This is a genomic window from Tabrizicola sp. (assembly GCF_030694085.1).
GTDB lineage: Bacteria > Pseudomonadota > Alphaproteobacteria > Rhodobacterales > Rhodobacteraceae > Tabrizicola.
The window spans coordinates 52,474-74,439 of the sequence record NZ_JAUXZE010000048.1; the positions used below are offsets into that span (position 1 = coordinate 52,474).

General features: G+C 66.4%; 20 protein-coding genes. 16 read left to right on the forward strand and 4 right to left on the reverse strand.

What is annotated here, in order from left to right:
* Window positions 1-162: 162 nt before the first annotated feature.
* From Q8M85_RS12380 to Q8M85_RS12440, 13 genes are all read left to right on the forward strand, one after another.
* The gene (locus tag Q8M85_RS12380; RefSeq protein ID WP_295017756.1) at window positions 163-1,200 is read left to right on the forward strand and encodes a rod shape-determining protein; all 1,038 of its coding nucleotides are present in this window, start codon (window positions 163-165) and stop codon (window positions 1,198-1,200) included.
* Between the two features lie 41 nt (window positions 1,201-1,241).
* A complete protein-coding gene (gene mreC / locus Q8M85_RS12385) occupies window positions 1,242-2,243 on the forward strand; it encodes a rod shape-determining protein MreC (protein WP_305544924.1) in 1,002 nt (333 codons plus the stop codon).
* Window positions 2,236-2,775, forward strand: coding sequence for a rod shape-determining protein MreD (locus Q8M85_RS12390; RefSeq protein WP_305544927.1), 540 nt, complete (start codon window positions 2,236-2,238; stop codon window positions 2,773-2,775). Before mreC ends, Q8M85_RS12390 begins: the two co-directional genes overlap by 8 nt.
* Window positions 2,772-4,718, forward strand: a complete 1,947-nt coding sequence (gene mrdA / locus Q8M85_RS12395) for a penicillin-binding protein 2 (RefSeq protein ID WP_305544930.1) — start codon at window positions 2,772-2,774, stop codon at window positions 4,716-4,718. Before Q8M85_RS12390 ends, mrdA begins: the two co-directional genes overlap by 4 nt.
* A 10-nt stretch (window positions 4,719-4,728) precedes the next feature.
* Complete coding sequence (gene rodA, locus Q8M85_RS12400) at window positions 4,729-5,868, forward strand: rod shape-determining protein RodA (RefSeq protein WP_305544933.1); 1,140 nt, start codon at window positions 4,729-4,731, stop codon at window positions 5,866-5,868.
* Window positions 5,869-6,489, forward strand: coding sequence for a DUF1345 domain-containing protein (locus Q8M85_RS12405; RefSeq protein ID WP_305544935.1), 621 nt, complete (start codon window positions 5,869-5,871; stop codon window positions 6,487-6,489).
* Between the two features lie 108 nt (window positions 6,490-6,597).
* Window positions 6,598-7,512: a glyoxylate/hydroxypyruvate reductase A gene (locus Q8M85_RS12410; protein WP_305544938.1), complete on the forward strand. Its 915-nt coding sequence runs from the start codon at window positions 6,598-6,600 to the stop codon at window positions 7,510-7,512.
* 150 nt (window positions 7,513-7,662) lie between these two features.
* Window positions 7,663-8,553, forward strand: a complete 891-nt coding sequence (locus tag Q8M85_RS12415; protein WP_305544941.1) for a DMT family transporter — start codon at window positions 7,663-7,665, stop codon at window positions 8,551-8,553.
* Between the two features lie 218 nt (window positions 8,554-8,771).
* Window positions 8,772-10,139 (forward strand): glutamine synthetase family protein, encoded by a 1,368-nt coding sequence (locus Q8M85_RS12420; protein WP_305544943.1) that lies wholly within the window; start codon window positions 8,772-8,774, stop codon window positions 10,137-10,139.
* Between the two features lie 64 nt (window positions 10,140-10,203).
* Window positions 10,204-11,586, forward strand: coding sequence for an aldehyde dehydrogenase family protein (locus tag Q8M85_RS12425; protein WP_305544945.1), 1,383 nt, complete (start codon window positions 10,204-10,206; stop codon window positions 11,584-11,586).
* A complete protein-coding gene (locus Q8M85_RS12430) occupies window positions 11,583-12,755 on the forward strand; it encodes an iron-containing alcohol dehydrogenase (protein WP_305544947.1) in 1,173 nt (390 codons plus the stop codon). The genes Q8M85_RS12425 and Q8M85_RS12430 overlap by 4 nt, the downstream gene beginning before the upstream one ends.
* Before the next feature lie 17 nt (window positions 12,756-12,772).
* Window positions 12,773-13,399 carry a hypothetical protein gene (locus tag Q8M85_RS12435; protein WP_305544949.1) on the forward strand — a complete coding sequence of 209 codons (627 nt, stop codon included), beginning with the start codon at window positions 12,773-12,775 and terminating at the stop codon, window positions 13,397-13,399.
* Window positions 13,400-13,412: 13 nt separating this feature from the next.
* Window positions 13,413-14,666, forward strand: coding sequence for an FAD-binding oxidoreductase (locus Q8M85_RS12440; protein ID WP_305544951.1), 1,254 nt, complete (start codon window positions 13,413-13,415; stop codon window positions 14,664-14,666).
* 40 nt (window positions 14,667-14,706) lie between these two features.
* On the opposite strand, the gene Q8M85_RS12445 is transcribed toward Q8M85_RS12440, so the two are convergent.
* Together Q8M85_RS12445 and dacB are read right to left on the reverse strand one after the other, a co-directional pair.
* Window positions 14,707-14,940 (reverse strand): hypothetical protein, encoded by a 234-nt coding sequence (locus Q8M85_RS12445; protein ID WP_305544953.1) that lies wholly within the window; start codon window positions 14,938-14,940, stop codon window positions 14,707-14,709.
* Window positions 14,941-15,390: 450 nt separating this feature from the next.
* Window positions 15,391-16,896 (reverse strand): D-alanyl-D-alanine carboxypeptidase/D-alanyl-D-alanine-endopeptidase, encoded by a 1,506-nt coding sequence (dacB, locus tag Q8M85_RS12450; protein ID WP_305544956.1) that lies wholly within the window; start codon window positions 16,894-16,896, stop codon window positions 15,391-15,393.
* Window positions 16,897-17,031: 135 nt separating this feature from the next.
* Here dacB and Q8M85_RS12455 point away from each other — a divergent pair, with 135 nt between their 5' ends.
* Window positions 17,032-17,910, forward strand: coding sequence for a helix-turn-helix domain-containing GNAT family N-acetyltransferase (locus tag Q8M85_RS12455; protein WP_305544959.1), 879 nt, complete (start codon window positions 17,032-17,034; stop codon window positions 17,908-17,910).
* A gap of 74 nt (window positions 17,911-17,984) precedes the next feature.
* On the opposite strand, the gene Q8M85_RS12460 is transcribed toward Q8M85_RS12455, so the two are convergent.
* Together Q8M85_RS12460 and Q8M85_RS12465 are read right to left on the reverse strand one after the other, a co-directional pair.
* On the reverse strand, window positions 17,985-18,593 hold the full coding sequence (locus Q8M85_RS12460; RefSeq protein ID WP_305544962.1) for a nicotinate-nucleotide adenylyltransferase: 609 nt from the start codon (window positions 18,591-18,593) through the stop codon (window positions 17,985-17,987).
* A gap of 93 nt (window positions 18,594-18,686) precedes the next feature.
* Window positions 18,687-19,250 (reverse strand): hypothetical protein, encoded by a 564-nt coding sequence (locus tag Q8M85_RS12465; RefSeq protein WP_305544965.1) that lies wholly within the window; start codon window positions 19,248-19,250, stop codon window positions 18,687-18,689.
* 135 nt (window positions 19,251-19,385) lie between these two features.
* On the opposite strand from Q8M85_RS12465, the gene ettA reads away from it, so the two are divergent.
* Window positions 19,386-21,041 (forward strand): energy-dependent translational throttle protein EttA, encoded by a 1,656-nt coding sequence (gene ettA, locus Q8M85_RS12470; RefSeq protein WP_305544967.1) that lies wholly within the window; start codon window positions 19,386-19,388, stop codon window positions 21,039-21,041.
* Complete coding sequence (locus Q8M85_RS12475; RefSeq protein WP_305544970.1) at window positions 21,038-21,931, forward strand: alpha/beta fold hydrolase; 894 nt, start codon at window positions 21,038-21,040, stop codon at window positions 21,929-21,931. Before ettA ends, Q8M85_RS12475 begins: the two co-directional genes overlap by 4 nt.
* The last annotated feature ends 35 nt before the right edge of the window (window positions 21,932-21,966 follow it).

A 21,966-nucleotide genomic window follows, 5' to 3' on the forward strand; every position in this document is an offset into this window, starting at 1 on the left:
GATCTGCATAATGTCGAATGAAATATCCGATTTATGCAAGCACGCGGAAGTGCGCGGATTGCGACCAGCGGGGCTTCCGCTTGGCCGCTCCATGCCCTTATAAGAAGGCGCCCCGTCGGTACCCCCGAGTCGGGGCCGTCTCTATTACTTGAAGGACCGCACATGGCTTTCTTCCCAAGCCTGTTTTCGTCGGACATGGCTATCGACCTCGGGACCGCGAATACGCTGGTCTACATCCGCGGCAAGGGCATCGTGCTGAACGAGCCCTCGGTGGTGGCCTACCACAACAAGGACGGCAAGAAGCAGGTCCTGGCCGTGGGCGAGGACGCCAAGCTGATGCTTGGCCGCACTCCCGGCACCATCGAGGCGATCCGCCCGATGCGCGACGGGGTGATCGCCGACTTCGAGGCGGCGGAAGAGATGATCAAGCATTTCATCCGCAAGGTGCACAAGCGGTCCACCATCAGCAAACCCAAGATCATCGTCTGCGTGCCGCACGGCGCGACCCCGGTGGAAAAGCGCGCCATCCGTCAGTCGGTGCTGTCGGCAGGCGCCAAGCGCGCGGGCCTGATCGCCGAGCCCATCGCGGCGGCCATCGGGGCGGGGATGCCGATCACCGAACCTACGGGCAACATGGTCGTCGACATCGGCGGCGGCACCACGGAAGTCGCGGTCCTGTCGCTTGGCGACATCGTCTACGCCCGGTCGGTCCGCGTCGGCGGTGACCGGATGGACGAAGCCATCGTGAACTACCTGCGCCGCCACCAGAACCTGCTGATCGGTGAAAGCACAGCGGAACGGATCAAGACCTCGATCGGCACGGCGCGGATGCCGGACGATGGGCGCGGGTCTTCGATGACCATCCGGGGCCGTGACCTTCTGAACGGTGTGCCGAAGGAAACCGAGATCAACCAGGCCCAGGTCGCTGAAGCCTTGGCCGAACCCGTGCAGCAGATCTGCGACGCTGTGATGCAGGCCCTGGAAGCCACCCCGCCGGACCTTGCGGCGGACATCGTGGACCGGGGCGTGATGCTGACGGGCGGCGGCGCGCTTCTGGGCGAGCTGGACCTGAGCCTTCGCGAACAGACCGGGCTTTCGATCAGCGTGGCCAACGAGTCACTGAATTGTGTTGCCCTGGGGACCGGGAAGGCGCTGGAATACGAGAAGCAGCTTCGGCATGTGATCGACTACGATACCTAAAGCGACCCGCAGGCCTGACGGCGAAGGAAGGCTGAAGTCCCGTGGCCAAGAACCGCACCGCCCCCGAGGAATACTCGCGCCCGCTGCGCCGACTTCTGGTCTGGATCGCGGTGCTGGTGCTGCTGGCGATCTTTCTCGTCTGGCGCATCGATTCCCCGCGCGTGGAACGCTTCCGCGCCGCGATCATCGACGCTGTGGTGCCGAACTTCGACTGGGCCATGCGCCCGATCACGATGGTCGCGGGCATGGTCGACGACTTCCAGTCCTATACCCGGATCTACGAACAGAACCAGGAGCTTAAGCGCGAGCTTCAGCAGATGAAGGCCTGGAAAGAGGCGGCGCTTCAGCTGGAACAGAAGAACGCCCGCCTCCTGGACCTGAACAACGTGCGTCTCGACCCGAAACTGACCCATGTGACTGGCGTGGTGATGGCCGACAGCGGCAGCCCGTTCCGCCAGTCGGTCCTTTTGAACGTCGGCGCCCGCGACGGCATCCGCGATGGCTGGGCGACGATGGACGGGATCGGACTTGTCGGCCGCATCTCGGGCGTGGGCGAGCGCACGGCCCGCGTGATCCTGGTGACCGACAGCAACAGCCGTATCCCGGTCACCATCCAGCCCTCGGGCCAGAAGGCGCTGCTCTCCGGCGACAACTCGCCCCTGCCGCCCCTGGAGTTCATCGAGGACACCGACGAGGTCCGCCCCGGCGACCGTGTCGTGACGTCGGGCGATGGCGAGGTCTTCCCGGCGGGCCTGTTGGTCGGACAGGTCGCGCTTGGCACCGACAAGCGGTTGCGGGTGGTGCTGGCGGCCGACTACCAGCGGCTAGAGTTCCTGCGTGTCCTGCGCAGTCACAACCTTGAACCGATCACCGACCCCGGCAGCCTGGTGGCGCCGCCCGCGACCGCCCCGCTGCCCGATACCTCGGCCGGTGCCGCCGAAGCCGCCGCCGGGGCCCCGCCCGCCGCGACCGAGGGCGGCAATGTCGAGGAAGCGGGCTCGGGCGCGGCCGAAGGTCCCGCGACGGAGGCCGCCGATGGGTGACTTCTGGCGCCAGGAGCAGTTGGTCTTCCGCAGCCTTTTCGTGGTGATCGCGCTGCTTCTTCTGTTCATGCGCCTGCTGCCGCTTGGCAACGCGCCCGGTGCCCTGCCCGGCCCCGATATCCTGATGTGCGTGATCCTGGCCTGGATCGTCCGCCGACCCGAATTCCTGCCAATGCCGCTGATCCTGGTCGTGATCCTGGCCGAGGACCTGATCCTGATGCGCCCCCCCGGCCTGTGGACCGCCATCGTGATCCTGGCGACCGAGTTCCTGCGCGGGCGCATCGCGCTCACGCGAGAGTTAAGTTTCGTTGTCGAATGGCTGCTTGTCTCGGGCGTGATGCTGGGCATGATGCTGATCTATCGGCTGACACTGGGCATCGCCTTCGTGCCACAAGCCCCGTTCGGCTTTGTGATCGTGCAGGTCCTGTGGTCGATCGCGGTCTATCCGGTGGTCGTTGGCCTGTCGCACCTGGCCCTTGACCTGCGCAAGCCCGCGACCGGCGAAGTGGACAATTTCGGGAGACGGTTGTGAGACGCACGGCCCGCGACACCGAGGAAAGCAACCGCAGCCTCAACCGCCGCACCCTGATGCTGGGCGGCGCGATGGCGGCGATGGTCGCCGTCCTGGGTGTCAGGATGCGCTATCTCCAGGTTGATCAGGCCGACCAGTTCAAGCTTCTGGCCGAGGAAAACCGCATCAACATCCGCCTGATCCCTCCGGTCCGCGGGTTGATCCAGGATCGCAACGGCAAGGTGATCGCCGGGAACGAGCAGAACTACCGCGTCGTCATCACGCGCGAAGCGGCGGGCGACGTCGATCTGGTTCTGCGCCGACTGGCCACCATCATCCCGATGACCGCCGAGGAAATGTCCCAGGCCATCGAAGAGGTGAACGCGCTTTCTGCCTTTGTCCCCGTGACCGTTGCCGAGCGGCTAAGCTGGGACGACTTCTCGAACGTCGCGGTGAACGCCCCTGCCCTGCCCGGCGTGGTCCCCGAGGTCGGCCAGTCCCGCCGCTATCCCCTGGACTCCGATTTTGCCCATGTCGTCGGTTACGTCGGCCCGGTCAGCGACAAGGATCTGGAAGTGCTGGATGCCCCCGACCCGCTGCTGAAGATCCCCAAGTTCCAGATCGGCAAGATCGGCGTCGAGAAATGGATGGAGGACACCCTGCGCGGCGAGGCCGGGACCAAGCGGATCGAGGTGAACTCGGCCGGCCGCGTCATGCGCGAGCTGGAACGCCAGGAAGGCGACCCCGGAACCGACATCCGGCTGACCATCGACGCAGACCTGCAGAATTTCGCCCAGGTCCGCCTGGGCGAGGAAAGTGCGGCCGTGGTGGTCATCGACGTGACCAACGGCGACGTCGTCTGCTGCGCCTCTGCCCCGTCCTTCGACCCGAACCTCTTTGTGCGCGGGATCAGCCATACCGACTACAAGTCGCTGATGGAAAACGATCATCGGCCGCTGGCGAACAAGACCGTTTCGGGTGCCTATCCGCCGGGATCGACCTTCAAGATGGTCACCGCGCTGGCTGCGCTTGAAGCCGGGGTCATCACCGCCGATACCAAGGTCAGCTGCCCTGGCTACATCGAATTCGGCGGGCGGCGCTTCCACTGCTGGAAACGCGCGGGCCACGGCACCGTGCGGCTGGAGCGCAGTCTGTCGGAAAGCTGCGACGTCTACTACTATGACATCGCCCAGAGGGTCGGCATCGACAAGATCGCCGACATGGGCCGCAGGCTGGGCCTGGGCCAGCGCTTCGACATCCCGATGTCGGCGATCACCGAAGGCATCATGCCCAACAAGCAATGGAAGCTGGAACGCCACAAGCAGGACTGGCGGATCGGCGACACGATCAACGCCTCGATCGGACAGGGTTATGTGCTGACCTCGCCGCTGCAGCTGGCCGTGATGACCGCCCGCATCGCCAGCGGCCGCGCGGTCACGCCGCGCCTGGTGCGGATGGTCCAGGACAAGGAAGTGCCGGTCCCCCAGTCCTTGCCGCTGGACATCCCGCCCGAATTCCTCGCCGCCGTGCGCAAGGGGATGTACGAGGTGGTGAACGGCGAACGCGGCACCGCGAAGTCAAGCCGTGTGGTCGAGCCGACGATGGTCCTGGCCGGCAAGACCGGAACCAGCCAGGTGCGCAACATCTCGAAGGCCGAACGCGAGGCCGGGGTGATCTCGAACGAGGACCTGCCCTGGAACCGCCGCGACCATGCGCTGTTCGTCGGCTATGCGCCCTATGACGCCCCGCGCTATGCCATCGCCGTGGTCGTCGAGCACGGCGGCGGCGGGTCGACCGCGGCGGCCCCCATCGCGCGCGACGTGATCCTGCGGGCGCTGTCCGACGGGCTTCCGCCGCTGGAGGCCTATCCGTCCAGCCAGCGCGGCCGGATCGAGACGATGCTGAAAGAGCTTCCCCTGCGCGATCCGGTGACCGGGCAGCCCCCGGTCCAGACCGAAACGTAAGGGGCGGGCGATGAGTTTCCTGGAATACCGCGTCAAGTTCGCGCCCACCGGCTTGCGGAAGGTCCTTTACCTGAACTGGCCGCTGGTGGTGCTGATCATCGCGGTGGCCTCGGTCGGCTTCCTGATGCTGTATTCCATCGCGGGGGGGAACCTCGACATCTGGGCGCGCCCGCAGATGGAACGGTTCGGGGTCGGCATGGTGCTGATGTTCATCGTGGCGATGGTTCCGATCTGGTTTTGGCGATCAATGTCCGGCGTGGCCTATCTGGTGGCCTTCATCCTGCTTCTCTTCGTCGAATTCTTCGGCGACGTCGGTATGGGCGCACAGCGCTGGATCGACCTGGGGTTCATCCGTCTGCAACCCTCCGAGATGATGAAGTTCACGCTCGTGATGCTGCTGGCCGCCTATTACGACTGGCTTGACCCCAAGCGGGTCTCGCGGCCGCTGTACGTGCTGATCCCGGTCCTGATGATCGTGGCGCCGACGGTGCTGGTCCTGATGCAGCCGAACCTCGGGACCTCGCTGCTGCTGCTGTTGGCCGGGGCCACGGTGATGTTCGTCGCCGGGGTGTCGCTGTGGTATTTCGCCGGCGTCCTGTCGATGGCGATTGCAGCGATTGTCGGGGTATTCTTCACCCGCGGCACGCCCTGGCAGTTTCTGCACGACTACCAGTACCGTCGCATCGACACCTTCCTCGACCCTGCCGCCGACCCCTTGGGCGCGGGCTACAACATCATCCAGGCGAAGATCGCACTGGGCTCGGGCGGGTGGGGCGGCAAGGGCTTCATGCAGGGCACCCAGTCGCGGCTGAACTTCCTGCCGGAAAAGCATACCGACTTCATCTTCACCACCCTGGCCGAGGAATTCGGCTTCGTCGGAGCCTTCTCGCTGCTGGCGCTTTATGCGCTGATCATCGGCTTCTGCCTGGTCGCAGCCTGGCAGAACCGCGACCGGTTCTCGTCGCTTCTCATCATCGGAGTGGCGGCGAACTTCTTCTTTTACATCGCGGTGAACCTGTCGATGGTCATGGGCATGGCCCCGGTGGTGGGCGTGCCGTTGCCCCTGCTGTCCTACGGCGGCTCGGCGATGATGGTGCTGCTGGTCGGCTTCGGACTGGTGCAAAGCGCCCATGTCCACCGGCCGCGCTAGATGCGCTTTGCCCCCAGGCACGGTCGCTTCCTGACCGCCTTCGCCCTGGGCGTCGCGGCGGGACTGGCGGCCTGGGCGCTGTCGGTTTCGCCGGTCTTCGCGCTTCTGACGACGGTGGACGCCTTCTTCCTGATCTACCTTCTTCTGACCGCCCGCATCGTCGGCCAGACCGGCGCCGACGACCTGCGCCGCCATGCCGAACAAGAAGACGAGGGCGTGGCGCTGATCCTGCTGCTTGCGGTCCTGGCCGTCGGGGTCAGCGTGACCGCGATCTTCCTGGTGCTGAACGCCGACGCAAGTGGCCTTGTCGCCCGCCTGACCGCGCTGGTCAGCCTGCCCCTGGGCTGGGCGACGCTGCACACCCTTGCCGCCTTCCACTATGCCCATCTGCATTACCGGGGTGAGCGGGCAGGCTTCCTGTTTCCCGGCAACGAAGATCCCGACGCCCGGGATTTCCTGTATGCAAGCTTCACCATCGGCATGACCGCACAGGTCTCGGATGTCGAGGTCGCTTCCCGACCCCTGCGCCGCGCCGTGCTGGTGCATGGCGTGGCCTCGTTCTTCTACAACACAGGTATCCTGGCCCTGGCGGTCAACGCCGCGGTGACCGCGGGACAGTAGCCGACCTTGCCACGGATCGCTTGTCGCGCACGTCGTGCACTCCTCGCTTGACGCCGCACCGAGGAGTGCACGAAGTGCTCGACGAGGTTCACCACCGGAAAGCCCCCCATGCCGCTGATCCTGTTCGCCGTCCCCGCCCTCTGGCCCGAATACCACGAGACCCTGCCCGCCGCGATCGCCGAGGCAGGCATCGACGCCCGCATCGTCACCGAGGCCGACCCGGCAGAGGTCGATTACATCGTCTACGCCCCCGCCTCGCCCCTGCAGGATTTCACTCCCTATACCCGGACCAAGGCCGTTCTGAACCTCTGGGCCGGGGTCGAGAAGATCGTGGGCAACCCCACCCTTGTCCAGCCGCTGACCCGGATGGTCGACCCCGGCCTGACCGAGGGGATGGTGGAATGGGTCACGGGCCACACCCTTCGCCACCACCTTGGGATGGACCGCCACATCGTGAACCCCGGCCACGTCTGGGACCCGACCTGCCCGCCCCTGGCCCGCGAACGCCCGGTCACCATCCTGGGGATGGGCGCGCTGGGGTCCGCCTGCGCCGCCGCCCTCCGCGCCTTGAATTTTCCCGTGACCGGGTGGAGCCGCAGCGAAAAGCCGGGCCAGCTGCACGGCGAGCACGGCTTGCGCGCCGCGCTCTCGACGGCACAGATCCTGGTCACGCTCCTGCCCAAGACGCCCGAGACCGAGAACCTGCTGAACGCCGACCGCCTTGCGCTGTTGCCCAGGGGCGCGGTGATCCTGAACCCGGGTCGCGGTGCCCTGATCGACGACGATGCCCTTCTGGCCGCGCTGGACGCGGGCCGGATCGGCCATGCGACGCTGGACGTCTTCCGCGTCGAGCCCCTGCCGCAGGACCACCCCTACTGGACCCACCCTCGCGTCACCGTCACCCCCCACATCGCCGCCGACACCCGTGCCATCACCTCCTCTCGCGTGATCGCCGAGAACATCCGCCGCGGCGAGGCGGGCGAGCCGTTCCTCCACCGCGTCGACCGCACGCGCGGCTACTGACCACCGCTCATCGCTTCCTTCGGTCGCTTTTCGCTGCCTCGCGAGGAGCGACCGAAGGAAGCGAGGAGCCGTCCCGGCGCACAACAGGTCGGGAACGGAACAGCCGCCTGCGGGGCACCATGCCAGCTTGGCCGAAAACGAGGGGCTGCAATGCGATATGGAACGGGTGTGGCGCTGTGCCTGGCTGCAGGGGCGATCTGGTCGCTGATGGGCCTGGGATTGCGGCAGATCGAGGCCGCCTCGGTCTGGCAGATCCTGTTCTGGCGCTCGGTTGGCATGATCCCCGTACTCCTGGGCTTCATGTGGTGGACCTCCAAGGGCCGTCCCCTTGCCGCACTTCGGGCCGTGGGCCTGGCCGGGATTGCCGGGGGCCTGGGTCTTGTCGTCGCCTTTGCAGGGGCCATCTATGCGTTCCAGACCACCACCGTCGCCAATGCGGTTCTCCTTTTCGCCGCCTCGCCCTTTGTGGCGGCCGTCCTTGGCTGGCTCATCCTGCGCGAGGCCGTGCGGCCCAGCACATGGATCGCCATCGCCATCGCGGTCTTCGGCATGTACCTGATGGTCAGCGACGGGCTGCAGACCGGGGCCTTCGCCGGGAACATGGCGGCCCTGCTGTCGGCGGCGGGCTTCGGCATCTTCTCGGTCGCGCTGCGCTGGGGCCGGGTCGGGGACATGATGCCCGTCGCTTTCCTTGGCAGCATCTTCTCCTTGATCTTTGCGGCAGGCGTCCTGATCTTCCGGGGCGAGCCGATCCCGGCCTTGCCACAGGACATGGCCGTGGCCTTCGCCATCGGCTTCTTCGTCGTGGCGATGGGCATGGTCCTTTTCACGTTGGGCAGCCGCGTGGTGCCTGCGGCCGAACTCACGCTTCTGTCGCTGGTCGAGGTCCTTCTGGGTCCGATCTGGGTCTGGCTGGCCCTGGGCGAGACGGCCAGCCAGAACACACTGATCGGCGGCGGGGTGCTTCTGGCGGGTGTCGTCTTCAACGCGGTGCTGGGCGCGCGTCGGCCTGGGAACGAAGGGGTTGCGGAAACGTCCTGAGCAGTGATTAATTGATCAAATTCGCGGACCGCATCTGAAATGGAGCGGGCCTTGCGACCTGGGGAGAGTGATCGGATGCGGTCCGAGCCGCAAGACATCGCGCAGGGCCCGTGCTGGCCGCGCAAGCCCGAGTTCGGCGGGGCCGGGGGTATTGGCGTCCCCTTCGTTCCCCGGGCTGCGGCCCCTTCCCCCTTTTCCGACATCTGAAAGAGGCAAACATGCCCGGTAATCTGACCCTTGACCAACTGAAAGCTGCCGTGAAGGCCGGAGAAATCGACACCGTCGTCGCCGCCGGCATCGACATGCAGGGCCGCCTGATGGGCAAGCGATTTCACGCGCAATTCTTCGTCGACAGCGGGTGGGAGGAAACCCACTGCTGCAACTACCTCTTGGCCGTGGACATGGAGATGACCACGGTTCAGGGCTACAAGTCCTCCAACTGGGAAACCGGTTATGGCGACTACACGCTGAAGCCCGACCTTCGGACCCTGCGCCGCATCCCCTGGCTGCCGGGCACCGCGCTGGTCCTGGGCGACACGCAGGACCACGCCACCCATGCCGACGTCCCCCACGCCCCGCGCTCGATCCTGAAACGTCAGGTCGAACGCGCCCGTGCGATGGGGTACGAGCCGATGATGGCGACCGAGCTGGAGTTCTACCTGTTCGAGAACTCCTACGAAAACCTGCGCGACGGCGGGCTTTCGGCGCTGAAGCCGATCTCGGGCTACAACGAGGATTACCACATCTTCCAGACCACCAAGGAAGAAGACGTGATGCGGGCGATCCGCAACGGGCTTTATGGCGCGGGGATTCCGGTCGAAAACTCCAAGGGCGAGGCCGAGGCCGGGCAGGAGGAGGTCAACTATCGCTACTCCGACGCGCTGGACGCGGCCGACAACCATGTGATCGTCAAGAACGCGATCAAGGAAATCGCCTGGACCAAGGGCAAGTCGGTGACCTTCATGGCCAAGTACGACCACCGCCGCGCGGGGTCGTCCAGCCATATCCACCAAAGCCTGTGGACCAAGGACGGCAAGGCGGCCTTTGCCGACAAGGCGGACGGTCACGGCATGTCGGAGCTGATGAAGCACTACCTTGCAGGCCAGCTGCACCACGCCCGCGACCTGACGGCGTTCCTGGCGCCCTACGTCAACAGCTACAAGCGGTTCACCGTGGGGATGTTCGCGCCGACCAAGGCGGTGTGGAGCGCGGACAACCGCACCGCGGGCTTCCGGGTCTGCGGGGTGCAGACCAAGGCCGTGCGGGTGGAATGTCGGATTCCCGGCAGCGACGTGAACCCCTACCTGGCTTGCGCGGCCCTTTTGGCGGCGGGTCTGGACGGGATCGAGAAGAAGATGGCGCTGGAACCCGAAATGCGCGGCGACATGTATTCCGCCAAGGGCATCCGCGAGATTCCGCACAATCTGCGTGAGGCGGCGGACCTCTTGCACGGCTCGAAGATGCTGCGCGAGGCCTTCGGGGACGACGTGATCGACCACTACCACCACGCCGCCCAGTGGGAGATTTCCGAGACCGACCGCGTCGTGACGGACTTTGAACGCGAGCGGCTCTTGGAACGCGCGTAGGTCGGGGTTTACCCCGACTCTTTCTTGAACAACGGCGGGGTAAACCCCGCCCTACGAGGCTGACATGAAACCGATCCAACTGATTTCCCCCGTCGACGGCAGCGTCTACGCCGAACGGATGCCGCTGTCGCAGGACACCGCCGAGGCCGTCGTCGCCCGCGCGAAGGCCGCGCAAAAGGCCTGGGCGGCGCGTCCGCTTGAAGACCGTATCGCGCTGGTCAAGGCCGCCGTCGCCAAGCTGAACACGATGACCGATGTGGTCGTGGAAGAGATCGCCTGGCAGATGGGCCGCCCCACCCGCTATGGCGGCGAGTTCGGCGGGGTGAACGCCCGCACCGACTATATGGCGTCGATCGCGGCCAAGACCCTGGCGCCCGCGATGATCGAGGACAGCGCCCAGTTCCGCCGCTACCTTGCCCGCGAACCTGTCGGCGTCGTCTTCATCATCGCGCCCTGGAACTACCCTTACCTCACCACGATCAACACCCTGATCCCCGCGCTGATCGCCGGGAACTCGGTCGTGCTTAAGCACGCGAGCCAGACCCTGCTGGTCGGCGAACGCCTGGCCGAGGCTTTCCATGCCGCGGGCATCCCCGAAGACGTGTTCCAGAACGTCGTCCTTGACCACGCCACCACCGAAGCCCTGATCGCCAAGCGCAGCTTTGGGTTCGTGAACTTCACCGGCTCGGTCGGCGGCGGGCAGGCCATCGAGCGCGCGGCGGCGGGGACCTTCACGCCCCTCGGTCTCGAACTCGGGGGCAAGGATCCCGGCTATGTCCGGCAGGATGCGAACCTCGACCTCGCCGTCGACGTCCTGATGGACGGCGCGATGTACAACGCCGGCCAGTGCTGCTGCGGGATCGAGCGGATCTATGTCCACGAAAGCCTGTTCGACAGCTTCGTCGAGAAATCCGTGGCCTGGGTCGGCCAGTTGAAACTCGGCAACCCCTTCGACGCCTCAACCACCCTCGGCCCGATGGCGCACAAGCGGTTCGCGCAAACCGTGCGCGACCAGACAGCGGAGGCCATCGCCAAGGGCGCGAAGCCGCTGCTGGACCCATCGAGGTTCGCCGACGACGGGGGCGCTTACCTTGCGCCGCAGATTCTGGTGAACGTCGACCATTCGATGCGGGTGATGAAGGAAGAAAGCTTCGGCCCCGTCGTCGGCATCATGCCGGTCAAGAATGACGCCGAGGCCATCGCCCTGATGAACGACTCGCCTTACGGCCTGACCGCGTCGATCTGGACCGAAGACTACGACACCGCCGCCGCCCTGGGCGCGCAGGTGGAGACGGGGACCGTGTTCATGAACCGGGCCGACTACCTGGACCCGGCGCTGACCTGGACCGGGGTCAAGGACACCGGGCGCGGCACGTCGCTGAGCTATCTCGGGTTCCATTCGGTGACCCGGCCGAAATCCTATCACCTCAAGAAAGCCCCGAAATGAGCCGCCCCATCACCCACAGCGTTCCCAACCGCAACTGGTCCTACCCCACCGCGATCAAGTTCGGCGTCGGCCGCATCGCCGAACTGGCGGACCACGCGAAAAGCATCGGCCTGACAAAGCCGCTCCTCGTCACCGACAAGGCGCTGGCCAGCCTGCCGATCACCGCGAACGCGCTGGATGTGCTGGAGGCCGCAGGCCTTGGCCGCGCGGTCTTTTCCGACGTCGACCCGAACCCGAACGAGATCAACATGGCCGCCGGGATCGAGGTCTACCTTGCGGGCGGCCATGACGGGGTGATCTGCTTTGGCGGCGGCTCGGCCCTGGACCTGGGCAAGATGATCGCCCTCATGGCGCATCAGCCGAAGAAGCTGAAGGTCTGGCAGCTTGAGGATATCGACGACTGGTACACCCGCGCCGATGCCTCGAAGATCGCGCCGATCATCGCGGTGCCGACCACGGCCGGGACGGGGTCGGAAGTGGGCCGGGCGGGGGTGCTGACGAACAGTGAAACGCACAAGAAGAAGATCATCTTCCACCCCAAGCTTATGCCCGCCGTCACGATCTGTGACCCGGCCCTGACCACCGGGATGCCGAAGTTCATCACCGCAGGCACCGGCATGGACGCGCTGGCGCATTGCCTGGAGGCGTTCTCCTCGCCTTTCTACCACCCGATGAGCCAGGGCATCGCGCTGGAAGGGATGCGGCTGGTGTTCGAGAACCTGCCGAAGGTCTATGCCGATCCGAACGACCTTGACGCCCGCGCGCATATGATGAGCGCAGCGGCGATGGGGGCGGTGGCGTTCCAGAAGGGCCTTGGCGCGATCCACGCGCTTAGCCACCCGATCGGGGCGGTCTACAACACCCACCACGGCACCACGAACGCCGTCGTCATGCCGATGGTGCTGGACTTCAACCGCAAGGCCGTGAAGGACCGGCTCGCCTCGGCTGCGGCCTATTGCGGGATCAAGGGCGGCTACAAGGGCTTCACCCAGCGCATCCTCGACCTGCGCGAGACGCTGGATATCCCGAAGACCCTGACCAAGCTGGGGGTCAAGGACCCAGACCTCGACATGCTGACCAAAATGGCACTGGAGGACCCGTCCTGCGGCGGCAACCCGGTCAAGATGACCAGGAAGAACACCCGCGCGCTGTTCGAGGCCTGCCTGTAAGGCGCATGGAAACCGACATGCACCACCCTTCTCCGGGCGAGATGCTTGCCCGGGGCGTTCCCTGCGGGGTCGAGGCCACGACTGCAAGCCTGCGCGGGCGCGACTGCTTGCGGCTTGCACCGGAGCCTGAGCGGCGCAAGGGCGAATTGGGCCACGATTTCGGCGATGAGCCAAACTTCCTGTTGCTGCCTGAAACCTGCGCCCCGGCTGTGATCGAGGCCGACCTATCCGCCCGGCTTTTGCCCGACGCGCCCGACCATGCGCGCGGTTTCATCGGGCTGGGCTGGAATGTGCAGAGAAACGGGGACAGCTTCGAGGCGCTGCACCTGCGCCCGCTGAACGGGGTTTCGTTGGCCCCGACGCCGCCCCGTGACCAGCGTGGGATGCAGTATTTTGCCTATCCCGACCACAGGTTCGACCGCCTGCGTGCGACCGATCCGGGACGCCATGAAGCTGCCGCCGATATTCGGCCCGACACCTGGCACCATCTGCGGATCGAATTGGGCACCGACGTTTCGGCCAGCGTTGACGGGGTGACGATCTTCAGCCTACCCGACCGGCTGCTGCCTGACGGTCCGGGAAGGCTCGGCCTCTGGGTCGATATCGGCACCGAAGGCTTCTTCGCCGGGGTTTGCTGCGCATGACGGTGGCCTTAAAGTGACGCAGCGCGAAACCACCGACATCGCCGTGATCGGCGCGGGCGTGGTGGGGCTTACCATCGCGCTGGAGCTTGTCGATCAGGGCCGCGAAGTGGTCCTGGTCGACCCTGACCCGCCCGGCATGGGCGCAAGCTACGGCAATGCCGGCACCATCGCGGGCTATGCCACCAGCCCGGTCGGCACGCCTGATGTCCTGCGCGCGCTGCCGTCGCTCCTGTTCTCGAAAACCTCGCCCCTTGCCATCCGCCACCGGGCGCTGCCCGGTCTTGCGCCCTGGCTCCTGCGGTTCCTCTGGCAGTCCCTGCCCGCCCAGGCCGAACGCAACGCCCGCAGCATAGCACTGCTGCTGAACGGTGCGGCCGAGATGTGGGACGATCTTGCCCTCCGCGTCCAGGGTGCAGGCATCCTGCAACGGCGGGGGTGCCTGTATCTTTACGAGACCCCGCAAGCCTTTACCCAGGCCTGGACGGAACTTGACCGCCGCCGTGCCCTGGGGGTCGAGGTCGACCTTCTAGGCCCTGACCGGCTTGCCGACCTGGAGCCGAACCTGCCACCTGGCCTTGGCGGAGCGGCCTTTTTCACCGGAGCGACCTTCCTGGATGACCCAGGTCGGATGATGGGCCTTGTCGCTGCTGCCGTGCAGGAGAAGGCACGCCACATCCGCGCCCGGGCAGAGCGGCTGGAGCGCAGGCCCGATGGCGTGGTGATCGAGGGTGGCGGCAAGGACGGGGGCCTTCACCTCCACGCCCGCCGGGTGGTGATCGCCGCCGGGGCGCAGTCGCGGGCGCTGGCGGCCCAGGCGGGGGACCGCATCCCGCTTGACACCGAGCGCGGCTACCACGTCGAATGGGACATGGCCGAGCCGCTGCTCTCGCGCCCGGCCTGCCCCACCGCGCGCGGGTTCTATTTCTGCCCGATGGCCGGGCGGCTGCGGGTGGCAGGGACGGTCGAGCTTGGCGGCCTAAAGCTGCCCGCCTCGCCGCATCGGGTCTCCAAACTGGTGGAAGGCGCGCGGGCCTTCTTTCCCGACCTCGGCACCCCGGACCGCGAATGGATGGGCTTCCGCCCCTCGCTGCCCGACAGCCTGCCGGTGATCGGCCCCTCGGCAGGAGGGGACGAGGTGATCCTGGCCTTCGGACACGGCCACCTCGGTGTGACGATGGCTCCGGTCACGGCGCGGATCGTGTCGGACCTTGTCGCAGGCCGCGATCCCGGACGCGTCGCCGTTGCATGCCGGGCAAACCGGTTCTAGCCGCCGCAGGATCACTGCGGCGGCGGCAGTCAAGTGGACCTCAGCCAGGCCCACCGGTCACGGGCGGCGGCGGATCGTCGTCATCATTCCCGCAGGCGATGGCGCACAGGATGATGCCGCCGATAAGCACCGGCACGATCCAGCCGGACCGCGGCTGTTCGGCCACGACCTCGGGCTGAATTTCCTCTTCAATCACGATCGGCCCGCCCGCGAAGGCGGCGGTGGAGGACAGTGCCAGCGACAGCACAAGCGTTGGGGCAACAAGGAGTTTCATGGAAGGTCCTTTCCTGGAGCAGTGCAGTGATTGCAAAACGGGCGGTTTGGGGGTTGGTTCCCGGGCCGTGGTCGGCATCCCCGCGCTGTGCCTGAAAAGTCACAGTCGCGCCGCGTTTCTTAGAGAACGACCGGTGGCAGCAGCACCTTTCTTTCCTGATCCGGCAAAAGGCCGGGCACCCTTGCAACTCTCTGATCCTGGGTCGGCGGACAAACCGGCCTTGCGTCTTCAACTACCCCGGCCGCGATTTGCACAACCTACCCAGACCGCTTTTTCGGACGCTCCAAAGCATAAGCGGCGGACTTGCGCCCTGCCACCGGGGTTGTCCGCCTCCGGGATGGCAATCGGGCGACCGAGTGGCGCGTTCAGTGCATTATCCTGCATAAGACTGCAAAGATGTCGGCACCGCCTTGGTCAAAACCAGACAGATCGAACCTTCCATCTGTATGGTCAGGCGTAAAGTCCGGCCCATCGGTTGATCAGCTGCCCTTGCAGACGCCGTGCGCGCCCGGTCCAGGCCTTGCCGCCCTCGGGTTCTTCCCGCTGGGCCACCGGCACCGCATCGCGCCGCGCCGGGTCGCCGGTGAAGATCGCAAAGACCAGCTCGCGCCCCCCAGAGCCAGACGTCTTCGGTGGGACGATGTGCCCCGCCAGACCCGAAACGAAGTTCAGCGTCCCGGACTTCGCCAGCACCTTCACCGGATGGCCCTCGATCACCTTGCCCTTGTCGTCCTTCATGCCGACGTCGCGCAGGATCTGGTGCAGGCCGCGTCCCTCACGTCCGGCTTGCACCAGGACCTTTGCCATTCCCGCCGCCGTCACCCGCGAGCCGCCGCCAAGGCCCGAATGGTCGTGCAGGTCAAAACCCACTCCGAAGGTCGTCCGCACCCAGTCCGACATCGCCCGGCCCGAGGCGTCCAGCCCCTGCACACCCGAGGCGGTCAGCCCGACACATTCCGCCGTCAGGTTCGTCGAATAGCGCAGCATGTCGCGCAGCACCTCGGGCAAGGGCGCGCTTTCCACCCGCCCGATCTCGTTACCCGGCGGAACCGTCGCCACCCGCTCGCCCGCGTCAAGCCGGATGCCTTGCGCCCGAGCCAGCGTGCGGAACACCTCGGCCACGTAAGCCCCGGGATCTCGGACCGGAAGCCAGCGGCTTCCCCCTTTGCCCAAGGCACCCGAGGCCACGGTCCATTCCTCGACCCGGCCCCGGCCATAGGTGAACAAGGGCGCCTCACGCTGCGCCACCGCAACGCGGACCATGCCGACCGCGGGCACAAAGCGTTCGCCCCGCGCATCAACCGTGGTCTGCCAGTCGCCCGAGACGCGCTTCCATTCGAAATGCACGCGGTTGAAGTTGAGGCACAGACCCGCAATGGCGGCATTGTAACCCACGTGATCCGGCTGATCCTGGGCGATCCCGTCCAGCCGCGGCAGCGCCCCGTCCCAGTAGCGCAAGCGACCCGTCGCGCCCTTCAGCCCGGCCTTTGCCAGCCGCGCCACCAGGTCACCCAGCTGGTCGGTCTGCAAGGTCGGGTCGCCGCCCCCGACCAGCACGATGTCACCCTGCACCACACCCTGCGCCACCGGCCCCGTCGCCAGCACCCGCGTCAGGAAACGATACCCGGCCCCCAGCTTTTCCAGCGCGTAAAGCGCGGTCACGGCCTTGGCCACGCTGGCCGGCGGCAGGGGCACGTCCGGCTCTCGCGCCTCGAGAAGCGCGCCCGTCTGCGCGTCCATCAGCACATAGGCGACCGACCCACCCAACTTGGCCGCCGCGATCAGCTCCGAGGCGTCCAGCGGCCCCTTTGCCGCCTGCCCCTTTGCCGCCTGCCCCGCCGCCACCTTGCCGCCACGCGCAACGGGACGGGGTGATGTCTCCATCACCTCGGCGGCCGCCGGGAAGGCTGCCCCGGCCAGAAGTCCGGCCAGCATCGTCCGCCGTGAAATCAGCATCACACTTCTCCGTTTGAAACGGTGATAGCCGCATCCGCGGCGATTCCGCCAGTCCGTGATGCCGATCCCGAAATCGCACTTGCGTGAGTTTAATATCTGACTAATGTCAGAAAAGTTGTCTGACCGAGGTCCGATATGTTTCTTGACCCCGTTGCCCGCCTTCGTCGCTTCAACCGGGCCGTCACGCGGGAGGCGGGGGCGCTGGACCTGTCGTTCCTGGGCCGTGGCCGACCGCTCGGGACGGTTCGGGTGCTGGTCATGGTCCGGCCCGAGGGAACGGATGTCGCGCTGATCCGTGACCGGCTGGGGCTGGATTCCGGCCTGATGAGCCGCTTCCTGCGCAGCCTTGAACGCGAGGGGCTGATCGAGACGGCGACCGACCCCGCCGACCGCCGCCGCCGGATCGCCCGGCTGACCCCGGCTGGCGAAGCGGAACTTGCCGCCTACGATGCCATCGGCCATGCCCGGGCCGCGCGGCTGATCGCCCGGGCCGGGTCGCGCGCGGACGAGATGGTGGCGGCGATGGATCTCATCGCCACGCTGCTGAACCGCGCCCAGTTGGACCTGCGCCCCGCCGATCCCGACAGCCCCGAGATTCTGGCGTGCTGGCGCGGCTATGTCGCCGAACTGGTCGCCCGCGTTCCCGGTGCCCGGCCCGAGCTTTTCCCCGTGCCCGATCCCGGCGCCGACAGCTACCGCCCGCCGCATGGCCGCAGCTTCGTCGCCTGGTCCGACGATCTGCCGGTCGGCTGTGTCTCGCTCAGGCCGCTCGCCTCGGGCGGGGCCGAGGTCAAGCGCCTCTGGGTCCACGACAGCGCACGCGGCCAGGGCCTTGCCCGCCGCCTGATGACCCAGATCGAGGAGGAAGCCCGGACGATGGGTCACACCACCCTGAAGCTTGACACCAACAGCGCCCTGTCCGAGGCGATTGCGCTTTACCGCGCAACCGGCTGGACCGACATCAGCCCCTATACCGGCCCACCTGCGGATGTCTGGATGGGCAAGACGCTCTGACCGGCCCCTCCTCGTTCGACTGCGTCTCCTCGTCGGACGTCCCCCGCGACGAGAAGGCGAAGCCGCACGAGGAGCTACCCCTGACGCCCCGGCCGCCAGCCCCCTTTCGCCCGGATCTCGCTTGAGGATGCAGAATTCATCGGCAGGTTCACGAAGGCCCAAACCGGAGCCATCCGCCCCCGCAAATTCTCGCCCCGGTCGACCTGGTGCACCCGGAACGCCCGCGCCGCGACCGACAGCCGGGCCGCCACCCCCGACCCCGGTCGCGCCAGCACCCCCACCGCGACCGACCGCAGGATGTCCCGCCAGCGGCCCCATTTGTGGAACTGCACCAAATTGTCGGCCCCCATCAGCCAGACGAAAGTCACCCCGGGATAGATCGCCCGCAGCCGTGCGATGGTGTCCACGGTCGCCCGGGTTCCCAGGTCCGCTTCAAGCGCCGTGATCTTGACCTTGGGATGCCGCATCACGGCCCTGGCCCTGGCGATCCGGTCGGCCAGCGGCGCCGGCTGCCGCGCCTTCAAGGGGTTGCCGGGCGTCACCAGCCACCAGACCTGGTCCAGCCCCATCCGCTTCAGCGCCTCGCGGGTGATATGCACATGCCCCTCATGCGCCGGATCGAACGACCCGCCGAGCAGGCCGATGACCATCCCCTTGGTCGCCAAAGGAAACCCTTGCCGCATCGGCGCACCTCATCCCTCGCGGCCAATTGACCGCAGGAGGGGCGGCTTTACAATGGCCTGCCGCGCGTCTGGAACATCTTCACGCCATCCATTTCACTGGCATGCCACTGTCTCGCGCATTACCTGCTCCCACCCTGCGGCCGGATCGAAGCCCGGAACCAGACCGTCGCCTTCCAGCGCGGTGAAAGCCGCCATCCCGTGCTGGATCATCCAGGACGGATCATGCTGCGGCACGCCCGACGTTTGCAGCATCTGACACAGGATGTCGCGCTGTGTGGTCGTGGGATCGGCAAACCGGCGGATCGCTTCGCCAAGGCTGGCCCGGTCGGCCTCGGACTGGCTTTCATCCAGTTGCAGCGTCAAGACCTGACCCGCCTGATGGGCAGTGGCATCGACGACGCGCCGCACGTCGAAATCCGATCGTAACAGCATCAGGATATAAAGCTCGGCCGCCGCGTCCCAGTTGCCCGCCTTGCCACACGCCAGCACGCCCAGCGCCAGATCAGGCGGCGACAGGCGCGTATCCGCCGTGGTCATCGTCATGCAGCCCGGGTCCCCGGTCGGCGCAAGAATTCCCGGCGCTTCAAGTTCAGTCACCTGGGCCGAAGCACCGCTTGCCGTCATCACCGCGAAGGCGAAAGCCAATCCGAACCGCATCCTGCATCTCCTGTTTCAGGTGCGACACAAGGGGCCAGGCTTGCCCTCCTGCCAAGTCCGGTTCCCCGCACCCTGACCGTTGCAGCCGCCCCCCTTCGTCGCTACATACGCGCCAACCCCCGAATGGAGCGCGTCATGGCCAGCTATCAATACGTCTACCACATGGAGAACGTCTCCAAGACCTACCCCGGCGGCAAGACCTGCTTTGAAAACATCCACCTGAACTTCCTGCCCGGCGTGAAGATCGGCGTCGTCGGTGTCAACGGCGCGGGGAAATCCACGCTGCTGAAGATCATGGCCGGGATGGACAAGGACTTCAAAGGCGAGGCCTGGGCCGCCAAGGGTGCCAAGGTCGGCTACCTTGCACAGGAGCCCTACCTCGACCCCGCGCTGACGGCGAAGGAAAACGTGATGCTGGGCGTGGCCGAGCAGACCAAGATCCTGGAACGCTACAACGAACTGGCCATGAACTACTCGGACGAGACCGCCGACGAGATGGCCGCGCTGCAAGACCAGATCGACGCCGGCAACCTGTGGGAGCTTGAGGCGACCGTTGGCGTCGCGATGGACGCGCTGCGCTGCCCGCCGGACGATGCCGACGTGACCACGCTTTCGGGCGGGGAACGCCGCCGCATCGCGCTCTGCAAGCTTCTGCTTGAAAAGCCCGACATGCTGCTTCTCGACGAACCCACCAACCACCTCGACGCCGAGTCGATCGCCTGGCTGCAAAAGCACCTGATCAACTACAAGGGCACGATCCTGATCGTCACCCACGACCGCTATTTCCTGGACGACATCACCGGCTGGATCCTGGAACTCGACCGCGGCCGCGGCATTCCCTACGAGGGCAACTACTCCGCCTGGCTCGACCAGAAGGCCAAACGGATGGCCCAGGAAGCGCGTGAGGACAAGACCAAGCAGAAGGCCCTGGAAAAGGAACTGGAGTGGATCCGCTCCGGTGCCAAGGCCCGGCAAGCCAAGGGCAAAGCCCGCCTCAACCGCTACAACGAGATGGCCGGCCAGACCGTCAGCGAACGCGCCTCGACCGCGCAGATCATCATCCCGAACGGCGAACGCCTCGGCAACAAGGTGATCGAGGTCGAAGGCCTGAAAAAGCACATGGGCGACAAGCTTCTGATCGAGAACCTCTCGTTCACCGTCCCGCCGGGCGCCATCGTCGGCGTCATCGGCCCGAACGGTGCCGGCAAGTCGACCCTCTTCCGCATGATCATCGGGCAGGAAGCCCCGGACGAGGGCACGATCAAGCTGGGGGAAACGGTCAAGCTGGCCTTCGTCGACCAGTCCCGCGATGCCTTGGACCCGAACAAGAACGTCTGGGAAGAAATCTCCGGCGGGGCCGAGGTCATCCATCTGGGCGACATGCAGATGAACTCCCGCGTCTACACCGGGGCGTTCAACTTCAAGGGGACGGACCAGCAGAAGAAGGTCGGCCTCCTGTCGGGCGGGGAACGCAACCGCGTCCACATGGCCAAGCTGTTGAAATCCGGCGGCAACGTGCTCCTCCTCGACGAACCGACCAACGACCTGGACGTCGAGACCCTGCAGGCGCTGGAAGCCGCCATCGAAGACTTCGCCGGTTGCGCGATCATCATCAGCCACGACCGCTTCTTCCTCGACCGCCTCTGCACCCACATCCTCGCCTTCGAAGGCGACGCGCATGTGGAATGGTTCGAGGGCAACTTCCAGGCCTACGAGGAAGACAAGGTCCGCCGCCTGGGACCGGATGCGCTGGAACCGAAGCGGGTGAAGTACAAACGGTTCGCGCGGTGAAATTGGCCTGGCTGGCACTGGCGGCGGGCCTTCTGCTCGCCGCCTGCGCCAAGCCGCCCGTTGCTGCCAAGCCGCCGCTCTACACCATCGGAATGGCCGACACGCCCGAGCAGATCACCTTTCTCCTGCCCGGCGCGCTGACCACCACCCGCATCTTCGGTCCCGCGAACGATTGGACGACCCCAAGCCACCGCATCGTCGAATACCGGCTTCCCGGCATGCGGGGCGAACCCCTCTCTCCGCCTCTTGACCTGGCGCGCTCGGCCCGATGGATCGCCGACTACGCCAACCGGTATCCCGACGCCCGGATCAACCTTGTCGGCTATTCCACAGGTGCAGCGATCGCGATCGAATCCGCGGGCCTCATCGAACGGGGCGAGCGCGTGAAGGTCATCGCCATCTCCAGCCCCACCCCGTTTCCGGGCGCGGCCGTGGCGGTTGTCCGCGGCGGCATCGGGGTGGCCGGATCCGCCCTTGCCACCGGCAGCCTTGCGGCCAAGACCGTCTGGGACGAGTATTTCATCACCCTCTACCTTGGCTCTGGCTGGCGGAATTCACCCGAGAAACGCGCCATGGCCGACCGCCTGCGCAAGGCGTTCGAGGGCCAGATAACGCCCCCGGGCGAGGGCAGAGGTCGCTCGCAATCCGCAAGCCTCCTCCTTTGGACCCTCTCGCCAGAGGCGAAGGCGTCTAAGGCCAGGATCACGTTCTTCCACGGCGAGAACGACCCCATTTTCCCGCTTTCCGGTGTCCGCCGCCTGGGTCAGCGCCTGAACGCTCCGCTCTGCGTCCTGCCCGAGGATGGTCACATGCCACTTCTGTCCCGCGCGGACCTGATCGACCGGGTCGCGCGCATCTTGCAGGGCACCAACACCACGCCCTGCGGCTGATCTCTGCATCGGTTTGGAAACCCCTGATCCGCGAC